Here is a 10,255-nt window from a genome sequence, read left to right as displayed (position 1 = left end):
TTTTTATTTCTTTTGTCGCCTTCTGCGTTGTTGCTATCGGCGACTTGTCCTATATTACACCTCTACACTCTAATCGTCAATATGTTTTTCTAAAAAAATATAAAAAGACTTATTCCTTTTAAAATAAGCCTTTTTATCCTATAACATTCTATTCATTTATTATTTTTCTATAATTGGTAATGAAACGATGAACTGAACGATACCGTCCTCATACTCAGCTCGAATACTACCACCTTGCAACTCAACAATGCTTTTCGCAATAGCTAATCCGAGCCCCGAACCTTCTGTTACTCTACTTCTAGATTGATCTTTCTTATAAAACCGTTCAAACAAGTTCCCTAACTCTTCTCTCGTAAACTCTTCACTATGATTTGCAATAACAATTTGTATATCCCTGCGCTGTCTTTGCAGAGAAACTTTTATCTCTCCATCATCTTTACTATACTTAATCGCATTCATTAGCAAGTTGTCGAATACACGGACCATCTTTTCCGAGTCAATCATTGCATGCGCACGTTCTTCAGGAAATTTTTTAACAAATGAAAGCCCGTGCTCTTCTGCCTGTGGTACTAACTCTTCTATTAATTGATCAAGCAACTCATTTACACACACTTCTTGTTTTTCTAATACAACTTGTTCATTCGTTAACTTCGTATACTCAAATAAATCTTCTATTAAATTCTTTAACTGCTCCGACTTTGCAAAAGCAATTTTAGTATACTCATCATGTTGCTCTTTATTTTCATATTTAGAGTCTCTAAGTAATCGTAAGTATCCCATAATAGAAGTAAGCGGCGTACGCAAATCATGAGATACATTCGTAATAAGCTCATTCTTTTGCTTCTCTAATTTACGTTCCTTTTCTATATTATTCATAAGCTCTTCTGCCATATTATTAATATTCTCAGTTAAAGACGCAATCTCATCTTCACCTTTCTTCTCAATACGATAAGCCAAGTTTCCTTTTTCTATTTCTTTCACACCTTCTGCCATCGCTTCGATCTGCTTCATCTTTCTCTTTGTTATATAGAAGAAAGAGAAAATGAATACGAGCACACCAATTAAAAACGGGAATGGCCCTTCTTGCGTGTCATACATTACTTCTCCCTCTGGAATCCCACTAACAAACATGTACAAATTCTTTCCTTCTATAGTAATAGGTGAAAAAGCTATAAACTCTTTTCTTGTACTTTCAAATACTTCTCTACCATTTGTATAATTAATCGCAAACGATGCTGCATTACGAATCGTATTATGCAAATCTATTTGCTCTTCTTGTGCCTGCTTCGTTTTATATAAAACTTTCCCGCTTTCGTCAGTAACCAATATCTTTAAAACTCTAGATCCTTGCTCTAAATTTTGGTTCTCTATTTCAATCATATTTGATATGGCTTCTAATTTATTTTCATGAACTGAGCTATTTGCAGCACTTTGAGCTTGTTGATTAATCCGCTCCATACCAGCTCGATAATCGATAGTAGCCTCACGATTTGCATTTTCAAAAAATGGTGCTGCTGCTTTCGTTGATAAAACTCCTAATAACGCACAAGCTGCGAAAGTAGTAATCAGTTGAATTCTTATACTCCGCCGTACACTCTTCACTAATTTCTCCACTAATGTTCTAGCTTTCCTAACATAAGTAAATGGATTAAATATCTTTTTCAATCTTATACCCCACTCCCCATACTGTTTTTATATATCTCGGCTTCCTTGGATTCTCCTCAATCTTTTCACGTACTTTTCGAATATGTACCATTACAGTGTTATCAGACTGGAAAGATCTTTCGTTCCAAACTTTTTCATAAATTTGCTCAGCACTAAAGACCATACCTGGATTACGAGCTAGCAATTCTAAAATTGAAAATTCCCTTGGAGTTAACTTCACTTCTTCTCCCTCTACAATGACTTTATGAGTTGAAATGTTTATTGCCATATTCCCAATTTCTAACTCGTCCTCATTTTGAATAGCAAAACCATTCATTTTCATATAACGACGTAGCTGAGATTTAATTCTTGCGATTAACTCTAACGGATTAAACGGTTTTGTTACGTAATCATCTGCACCTGTTGTTAATCCTAAAATTTTATCCATATCTTGCGTTTTTGCCGAAAGCATAATAATCGGCATTTCCTTCGCTTCCCTTACTTTCATACACATATGAATACCATCTACTTTCGGCATCATAATATCTAATACGACTAAGTGCACTTCATTTTCTTCTAATATACGTAACCCTTCTTCTCCGTCCCCTGCTTGCAGTACTTTATATCCTTCGTTCTTTAAATAAATTGTAATAAGGTTCCTAATTTCTTTTTCATCATCTACAACAAGTATCGTTTCCCCGGCCATAATATCTCCCCCATCAGTTTTTAATCCCTAACTTCTATTATAAGAAAACTTCTGAAGAAAAACGCTCGGAAATCCTTAAGATTTTCTGAAGACGCAAAAAAGGTCTAGACTCCCCTTAAGTCTAGACCTTTCAAAAACCCCTCTTATTTACGAACGTAGATGAAATATAGTACGAATAAAACTCCCATAACATACATAATTGGATGAATCTCTTTACGACGACCACTCACAACCATTGTAATTGGATAGAAGATAAACCCGATTGCAATTCCTGTTGCGATACTATACGTAAGTGGCATTGAAATGATAGTAAAGAACGCTGGTACTGCAATCTCGAATTTCTTCCAATCAATTTCTCCTAAAGACGAAACCATCAAGATTCCTACAATAATTAAAGCTGGTGCCGTTACAGCTGGTGTCACAACACTTAATAGTGGCGAGAAGAAAAGTGCCAGTAAGAAGAATCCTGCTGTTACAACTGCTGTAAATCCAGAACGTCCTCCTGCTGCTACCCCTGCAGACGATTCAATGTAAGACGTTGTAGTAGATGTACCTAGAATTGCACCAATTACAGTTGCAACCGCATCTGCAAATAATGCTTTTCCTGCACGTGGTAATTTATTGTTCTTCATTAATCCCGCTTGATTCGCAACCGCTACAAGCGTACCTGCTGTATCAAAGAAATCGATAAAGAAGAACGTGATAATAACAATCGCCATTTCAACAGTGAAAATATCTCCAAAGTGAGTTAACGCCACACCGAACGTTGGTTCTAGACTCGGTATTGCTCCCACTACAGCTTTCGGAGTATCAATTAATCCTGTTGCTACTCCTAAGATTGCCGTAAGAATCATACCGTAGAAAACAGCACCATTTATTTTCCTAATCATGAAGATGATTGTAATAACAACTCCGAAAATCGCCAGCAACGTTGTACCCTTCGTTAAATCCCCCAACCCAACAAGGACAGCATCATTCTTTACGATAATTCCGGCATTTTGGAATCCAAGGAAGGCAATGAATAATCCGATACCCGCCGCTACTGCAAACTTTAACTCTACTGGAATTGCATTAATGATTTTTTCACGAATACCTGAAGCAGTAAGAATAATAAAGATAATACCTGACATTAATGTTCCAGCAATTGCCGTTTGCCACGGAATTCCCATCGTTAACACCGCTGTATAAGCAAAGAACGCGTTTATTCCCATACCTGGCGCTAAAGCAATCGGATACTTCGCAAATATCCCCATGATTAACGAACCAATCGCCGCTGCTAATGCTGTAGCAACGAATACTGCACCTGGATCCATCCCTGTACCTGCTGGTAATCCTTTAACATTTCCAAGCGACAGCGTAGCAGGATTGACAAATAGTACGTAAGCCATAGATAGAAATGTCGTTAACCCTGCTATGAACTCAGTCTTATAATTCGTACCGAGCTCATCAAACTGAAAATAGCGTTTCATCCTACGTTTCCCCCGTTATATGATTACTCGCCGTACTTCTCCCTAGCCCTCTTTTATTTATGAAAATAAAAAAGGCTCCCATTGCATATACATGGAAGCGTTCTATAAACAAAGACAAGTTTCCCCTCATCTTTATCAAAACGCCTCGTAGTCAAGCCATTTACGGTAGCTAGGTAGAAACTTTCGGGCCATATCCCCGATATTATACGACGGCATAATATTCACTTTTTGTTTGAATTACATACTCATATTAACTCACAATAGGGTGTGTGTCAATTTAAAAACGAACATTTTTACAAAGTTTTATATTTTCGTTCGTGTAATCACTTAAAAACAAAAAGATCCATCTATACATAAAATGATAGATGGATCTTTCATTATAATACTATTCCCACTCAATAGAGAGGGTAGAGTTTATAAAGCCTGTTGTTATCACATTTTTAAGGTTTCTCCATTACCTTGGAGACAGTTTTGGCGACAATTGTTTCACCGTTTGATTACCGACAAATGTAAATTGCTTACTCGTTGCAGTTTCAATTTTGATAATGCCTGCCATTGATTCGGCGACAGCATCATCAATCCCACGCCACAAATGTGCATAGTGTTTTAACGTAATTTCTGGCGAACTGTGCCCGAGACGTTTTGAGACAACCAAGACCGAAGCATTTAATTCATTGATTAGAAAGCTTACATGAGAATGACGTAGTCCTTTTGCCTGTATTACTGGAGCACCTGCAAGCTTCGCATAACGAGCAATAATTCGGGCAATCGTTGATTTAATCATGGGTAAGCCATCATAGGAGAAAATGAAATCCATATTTCCGTATTGTGCTTGTCGTTCTTTCCATACACGCAACACTTCAATCGTATCATTATCTAATGCAAGCACCCGTTTTCCATCAACTGTTTTCGTGTGGTTCTTCCGATTGTAATTCTTGCGACTCTTAGTAACTAGCATATGATGAACACGAAGCTGTTTTTTCTCAAAATCAACATCATTCCACCAGAGAGCTGTTCCTTCGTTCACACGAACACCTGTCATATAGTAGACCCACAACATCACAAAGCACAAATGCTCATAAAAATCTTCGGTGTAAATCTTTGAGATTACTTTCTCAAATTCGTCTTTCGTCCAGTAAGCAACATCCGTTTTCACTTTAGGAATTGGTTTCACTTGTTGAGCAACATTCTTATCAAGGTAATTGAGAGTTACGGCAAATTCAAGAATTTTTTTTAACATTCCAAAGACCATTGAAGCGTATGACTGTGAATATCCTGCCGCATTTTTATCCAAAAGCCACGTTCTGAAAAATTGAATATCGTGCAAAGTAATCTTCCGTAATGGTTTCTTTCCAAAACGTCCTAGCAGAATTTTCAAAGTCGGATTCCGTGACTCAAATGTATCTTCCGTCACCTCCGTCTTATAATGTGGAATGTAAACATTGTTCATGAATTGCTCAAAGGTCATGCCGTAATCTGAATAACCTTGTGTTTGCAGGAAGTCATTTTTCACGCGGATAGCTTCCGCATAAGCTTCTTTTGCTGACTCAAATTTCTTTCCAGATTGCGACTTGCGACCTTTACGCTTGATACGTTTTCCTGTGATTTTGTCCGTGCCTAAGCTTACCTCGTAATAGTATTGCCCACTTTTGTCTTGATAGATATCTTGGTAGCTAGTTTTTGGCAAAGTTATTCCTCCGTTTTTTCGGACAACTCAACATCACCGATAACGGATTTTACTGCCTGTATGGGGACAACAGAAATACGCCGTCCCTCGTAAAACTCATACCCTTGTTGTACCATATAGTGTTTTGCTTGTCTAATGATATTGGAAGCCGTGTAAGGTGAGAAGCCAGCACGCTTTAAGTCTTCTGAGTTCACCATTGTTTTACTCATCACCATCCCCCATTTCTTTATATATTTTCCTAGTGGGTCTTTCTGAACTGTAACGCCTTGAGTCTAATAACCTTGAGAAGAAATACGTTTTATCAACGATTAACTCAAGCAACAAATAATCATTATTTCTTGCGTACATTACAAGTTCTTCAAATTCCTTAAAATCATGTTCTGCTATTACATCAATAATGCTGTTCAAAAATTCACCCGTATTATGCTCAACAAGGAATTTCCCAAGTTCAAATCCACACCCCCACTCAATATCTTCTGTTTGGTAGGGTGTCTTATCTGGATTTTCAGCGTGTGTGAAATACTCATACATTCCCTTTGGAGACATCACAATCTCAACATGCTTTGGAGCGTTAAGCTTTTCGCTAATCAGGCTTGAAACCTGCGAATAGCTTTTCAAAGAATCAAAGTATAGTGCACCGTGCTTGTGTGCCTTTTTAATTTCCCCTGTCTCTTTATTCACGTCCTTATCGTGCCAAGGGCTCAACACAAAGGGTATGTGCATTTCTTCTAATATTTCCAAATAGTTCTCTGGGGCACTCTCTTGATAAAAAATGAACGCCCATTTATTGCTTCTCTGCTCTTTTTTCTTTACCATAGTTCATATTCCTCGATTATTGATTATTGATCCCACGGGGGTCGTAGTAACCCCGTGGAATATCTTTTTCCTGCCATCTATCAAGAATAGCGGAGCTCCTTTGCTTCTGCCCAAGGCAGGCAAAAGCTCCGCTATTCTTTATCTAATTTTTGTTCCTTCAATCCTCAGGCAGTGTTTATACCGCTCAAAATTCGAGAAAGTGTAATCCGGAAAGCGACTTGATATTTCTTCCCGAAGAATTTCTTTTGTTTCTAAGATAAGTTTTTGTGCTTGAACACCATTTGGCAACTTGATAATATAAGTGATTTTCTTTTCCCTAACATCAATGATGGATTTTCGAATTGCTTTATTATGCTGTTTAAATTTGAAAATTCCTTCGCCTTCATGGTCTGCCTGTCTTATTAGGAATTTCCTCAAACGGAAGCTAACCCATATTGAATAGAACCAATTTGCTAATGAGTCCTGAACAATCCTTGTTACCAGTTCAGGAATTACCAGTATTAGCATTGTTGCGACAGATAGCACAATTACCCCATCCAATGTATTGAAAATTGACCCCAATACTTTAGATATTATTTCTGAGTATTCCGTCATTAATGAGCTGGTTTCATTGTGTAAAAAACTTTCTATCATTTTGAACGGAACTCGAACTAAGAGGAGTATCAATGAAATAAATAACAGAAATCCGTTAATATGGAACGTCCGAATGAAGAATGATTTGCCGGTTTTTTTCATCTACATTATTCCTTTCAAATCATTAAATGTTGGTGTTAGTAATGGAACAATTTGAAATGGGTGCTCGGAGTCAATAACCTGTATTAATCCCGTTCCAATTCCTTGTGGTATGACTATTCCCTCAAGTGACAGATCGGGAAATAGAAATTGTGTTGTCTTAGAATTAATATTTCCCACCTGAATCAACACATTAAGTTGCTCTCTACAAGAAATAGGAATCGCATTGTTATCAAATCTCTGTGATACCAGGAGCAAATGAACCTTTGAAGCTCTGCCAAGCAAAGAGATTTGAGACAGTAGACTAAAGAAAGCTTCCTTAATCGGCTTTGCCACACCATCACTCAATGCAAGAACCTCGTCAATTACCAACGTATAGTGTTCAAAGTCGGCTTGGGGGTTATTGTATAGCACCTGTTGCCGTTGATGAATCAGCTCCAAGCACTGGCTAAGCTCTGCATTCACACTTGAAACAAAGTCATTTTTATTCCTGTTATCACTTGGCGCTATGACTTTGACATTGTTTTCTCTGCCCCATCTACTTGGCATATCAAATTTAGGATCAACAATCACAAGCTTTGAACTTTTTTTCAATACGCATAGGAAGTAGGTAAGGGCATAAGATTTTCCTGAACCCGAGTTTCCTGCAATAGCAATGCTTGTAACCTTATTTAGATTGAACTCAAAATTTTCCATGACGGGGACTTTGTTTATTGGTAATTTTGCAACATATTGGTCTATGTCTCGGATAATCAATCGCTTAGAAATGCCAATTATCCACGGAAAGAAAAGAGCACGTTTCACATGAATATCATCTGTTTTCAATGGGACAAAATAAGCTCCTGCTTGCTTTAATAGCGTAAAATCAGGATATAAAACTGCGTTACTAATAAGATAAATTTTTTGATAAAGCTCGTTATCAACGACATAGCTTGCGGGAAGGCGAGGGACGAAGTAAAAACCTTCGTGCGTTACCCTTACATCAAACGAGTTGGTATAAGAAGTCTCACCGTTTATCTGCAATGCCATATTCAGAGCTTGGAGCAAGTAGCCTTCAAGTTCTGAGTTCTTCATTATTTAACAACCCGCACCCCTTCTGAACGGAAATACACATTTGAGCGGATTTCAATGGCTTCCAGATTATCCAATTTTACTTCTGATAGAAACGGTGGCAACGATGGGTTGTTTTCAAACTTCACAGCGAATGGGTTAACTCCCTCTTGGGTGAAGTAGAGCTTGTAGCCTGTCACCTCATCTGTACGTTTTCCCTCAATCCAGTTATATTGTGTTTCGATCTCAGAAGAAACATTGATGATTGGTTTGTCGTCAGAAATATACTGACGTGCCGTTTTTTCGTTGTATGCATTTAGTGAGTTTTTGGTTTTCATGAATTTCTCCTGTTTTGCATATATGACTAGTACATATTGCATAGATTTATTTATCTCAGGACTCGCGATTCCTTTGACATTTTCATTGTATAATAACCAAGAGTGGTAGATAGTATGTTATTATAGAGGTGGATTTCAATGAATTTTCCACCACCCTAGGAGGCTCAATGATTTATACAGAAACCAAAGATTACATATTTTCTGAGATTGGGAAAAGAGTACGTGCCAAAAAAAAAGAGTTGAATTTGACGTATTACCAATTAGCAGATTATGAAAGTAAAGCTGACTATGATGGACGTCTGAAGGATTTAACCCAAGATAGTAAAGAAGATCGGCAACAAAGATACGCAAAATATGATCTTTCTATTATCAAAAATATTGCAGGAGGGAAAGCCTATCCTAAGAAAAATCCAAATTTAATATCTGAATCACTATTAGTGCATTTAACAGAAAAGTTGGGATTTAAAAAAAATAAACGTAAATTACTATGGGGAGACTTTGAAAATAGTGACCTATCTAAAGTCTTATTTGAAAAACTTTTTATTGATGTTTTAAATGGGGATGATGACCAATTAAAAGAAATATACAATAACGTGCTATTTGACTATGTTCCGTATGCTGAATATCACTCATTTTGGCAAATGTTTGTGGTTGGTGAAATACAAATGCCTAAATTTTCTAATAGCCATAGTCAATTAAGTATTTCTTCTCATTTTTATTATCTTAAAGAGAATGATATTTTTGAAAAGTATGAATGCATTCAAAAAAACGCAATCGAATTTCTTTACTATAAGTGTGGAACACAATTTCATATTTTATTTGTAGATTTCATAATACAAGAAGGGGATTCTTTGAAGAAACTAGATAAGAAATTAAATAATTTTGTCTCACGTTTAACTAGGTTTCTTCAGAAATATATTCCGAATGAGGATTCCTTGGGATTAAGGGCTCGCAATATAATTATTTCTGATTATAAGAAATTTGGGACTTTAATAGCTAAAGAAATGAAAGATGAGCCATGGACATTAGATGAACTTACGTTAAAATTGTTGGTAGAATCTTCTTTGGCATACATTACAGAATTAAAAAGAGTGCAAACGATAGAGCTTGAGGTGATTAACCAATACAATTTTAGCGGAAAATAAAAAGGTGATGATGTAGATGGAAATAATTCTACACCACCACCAATGCAATTTTGTTCCTTTAGAATGAGACTAAAATACTCTGGAGTTTAACGGCTATTTTAGATTTATCAAATCTTTCCACCTACTCCCTTGAACCTATCTACAAAGACTGAGATTTTCTGAAAAACGCTCTGCTGATAATAAACCTCCCTACCGCGAAGCGGTTTAAAGTTATTACAATCACTAATTAATAGTGACACTATATGAGATGTTAATTTGTTAATTGTGGATTAACTAGAATAGGATAACCAGCCGAATTTTTAAATGTGGTTCCGGAATGCTATTTCCTGATAAGCGACACACAGCACTCCACATGTATGGAGTGCTTAATATTGACGTAATTACAGGGGGCGAATTACACCGCCGCAGACAACGGGTTACCAAAATTATTGTAGATAACAATTCCACCATCCAACTCAATGTCGATACGTTCAATCAAACGCTGCAGCAATTCTTGGAGGGCTTTCTCGTCATCGATTTGCAACTCTGTAAAGCGCCTGACTTCTTCCTTGATTTTCTGCACGATACGTTCATTGGCTTCACACTAACTCAGAATCGCCTCCAAGATGGCCGCTCTTGCCTTCATAGCATGTTGTTCATCCTTTAAAGCGGTATTGCTCATCTGAAAC

The 10,255-nt window shown here is 37.0% G+C and carries 11 protein-coding genes and 1 riboswitch; of the genes, 1 reads left to right on the top strand and 10 read right to left on the bottom strand.

Annotation, left to right across the window (positions count from 1 at the left end):
* Window positions 1-159 precede the first annotated feature (159 nt).
* The 9 genes from V7038_RS06710 to V7038_RS06670 form a co-directional block, all read right to left on the bottom strand.
* On the bottom strand, window positions 160-1,665 hold the full coding sequence (locus V7038_RS06710; RefSeq protein WP_002113450.1) for a sensor histidine kinase: 1,506 nt from the start codon (window positions 1,663-1,665) through the stop codon (window positions 160-162).
* Window positions 1,649-2,350, bottom strand: coding sequence for a response regulator transcription factor (locus V7038_RS06705; RefSeq protein ID WP_002113448.1), 702 nt, complete (start codon window positions 2,348-2,350; stop codon window positions 1,649-1,651). The genes V7038_RS06710 and V7038_RS06705 overlap by 17 nt, the downstream gene beginning before the upstream one ends.
* Before the next feature lie 143 nt (window positions 2,351-2,493).
* Window positions 2,494-3,819 carry an NCS2 family permease gene (locus V7038_RS06700; protein ID WP_002113447.1) on the bottom strand — a complete coding sequence of 442 codons (1,326 nt, stop codon included), beginning with the start codon at window positions 3,817-3,819 and terminating at the stop codon, window positions 2,494-2,496.
* A 128-nt stretch (window positions 3,820-3,947) separates the two neighbouring features.
* A riboswitch (purine riboswitch) is annotated at window positions 3,948-4,049 on the bottom strand.
* 224 nt (window positions 4,050-4,273) lie between these two features.
* Window positions 4,274-5,506 carry a tyrosine-type recombinase/integrase gene (locus V7038_RS06695; RefSeq protein ID WP_335469605.1) on the bottom strand — a complete coding sequence of 411 codons (1,233 nt, stop codon included), beginning with the start codon at window positions 5,504-5,506 and terminating at the stop codon, window positions 4,274-4,276.
* 2 nt (window positions 5,507-5,508) lie between these two features.
* Window positions 5,509-5,715 carry a DUF3173 family protein gene (locus tag V7038_RS06690; protein WP_021495189.1) on the bottom strand — a complete coding sequence of 69 codons (207 nt, stop codon included), beginning with the start codon at window positions 5,713-5,715 and terminating at the stop codon, window positions 5,509-5,511.
* Window positions 5,708-6,322: a replication protein gene (locus V7038_RS06685; protein WP_335469603.1), complete on the bottom strand. Its 615-nt coding sequence runs from the start codon at window positions 6,320-6,322 to the stop codon at window positions 5,708-5,710. The genes V7038_RS06690 and V7038_RS06685 overlap by 8 nt, the downstream gene beginning before the upstream one ends.
* A 138-nt stretch (window positions 6,323-6,460) precedes the next feature.
* Window positions 6,461-7,057, bottom strand: a complete 597-nt coding sequence (locus V7038_RS06680; RefSeq protein ID WP_335469602.1) for a hypothetical protein — start codon at window positions 7,055-7,057, stop codon at window positions 6,461-6,463.
* Window positions 7,058-8,128: a cell division protein FtsK gene (locus V7038_RS06675; RefSeq protein ID WP_335469599.1), complete on the bottom strand. Its 1,071-nt coding sequence runs from the start codon at window positions 8,126-8,128 to the stop codon at window positions 7,058-7,060. It lies immediately after the preceding gene.
* Window positions 8,128-8,442, bottom strand: coding sequence for a hypothetical protein (locus V7038_RS06670; protein WP_335469596.1), 315 nt, complete (start codon window positions 8,440-8,442; stop codon window positions 8,128-8,130). The genes V7038_RS06675 and V7038_RS06670 overlap by 1 nt, the downstream gene beginning before the upstream one ends.
* Window positions 8,443-8,609: 167 nt before the next feature.
* Between V7038_RS06670 and V7038_RS06665 the strand changes: the two genes are divergently transcribed.
* Window positions 8,610-9,587: a hypothetical protein gene (locus V7038_RS06665; RefSeq protein WP_335469594.1), complete on the top strand. Its 978-nt coding sequence runs from the start codon at window positions 8,610-8,612 to the stop codon at window positions 9,585-9,587.
* A 394-nt stretch (window positions 9,588-9,981) separates the two neighbouring features.
* Here V7038_RS06665 and V7038_RS06660 read toward each other — a convergent pair whose 3' ends face one another.
* A complete protein-coding gene (locus tag V7038_RS06660; protein ID WP_335469592.1) occupies window positions 9,982-10,149 on the bottom strand; it encodes a hypothetical protein in 168 nt (55 codons plus the stop codon).
* Window positions 10,150-10,255: the final 106 nt, after the last annotated feature.

Source organism: Bacillus sp. JJ783, from assembly GCF_036963225.1.
Taxonomy (GTDB): Bacteria; Bacillota; Bacilli; order Bacillales; family Bacillaceae_G; genus Bacillus_A; species Bacillus_A cereus_U.
The sequence above is the reverse complement of the archived record's forward strand: the minus strand, read 5'-3'. Positions and strand labels throughout refer to the sequence as shown.

What these genes read in the sequence shown, in the direction of transcription:
- V7038_RS06670 (WP_335469596.1), bottom strand. Translation starts at nt 8,442, where the DNA reads ATGAAAACCAAAAACTCACTAAATGCATACAACGAAAAAACGGCACGT.
- V7038_RS06685 (WP_335469603.1), bottom strand. Translation starts at nt 6,322, where the DNA reads ATGGTAAAGAAAAAAGAGCAGAGAAGCAATAAATGGGCGTTCATTTTT.
- V7038_RS06665 (WP_335469594.1), top strand. Translation starts at nt 8,610, where the DNA reads ATGATTTATACAGAAACCAAAGATTACATATTTTCTGAGATTGGGAAA.
- V7038_RS06675 (WP_335469599.1), bottom strand. Translation starts at nt 8,128, where the DNA reads ATGAAGAACTCAGAACTTGAAGGCTACTTGCTCCAAGCTCTGAATATG.
- V7038_RS06680 (WP_335469602.1), bottom strand. Translation starts at nt 7,057, where the DNA reads ATGAAAAAAACCGGCAAATCATTCTTCATTCGGACGTTCCATATTAAC.
- V7038_RS06690 (WP_021495189.1), bottom strand. Translation starts at nt 5,715, where the DNA reads ATGAGTAAAACAATGGTGAACTCAGAAGACTTAAAGCGTGCTGGCTTC.
- V7038_RS06705 (WP_002113448.1), bottom strand. Translation starts at nt 2,350, where the DNA reads ATGGCCGGGGAAACGATACTTGTTGTAGATGATGAAAAAGAAATTAGG.
- V7038_RS06700 (WP_002113447.1), bottom strand. Translation starts at nt 3,819, where the DNA reads ATGAAACGCTATTTTCAGTTTGATGAGCTCGGTACGAATTATAAGACT.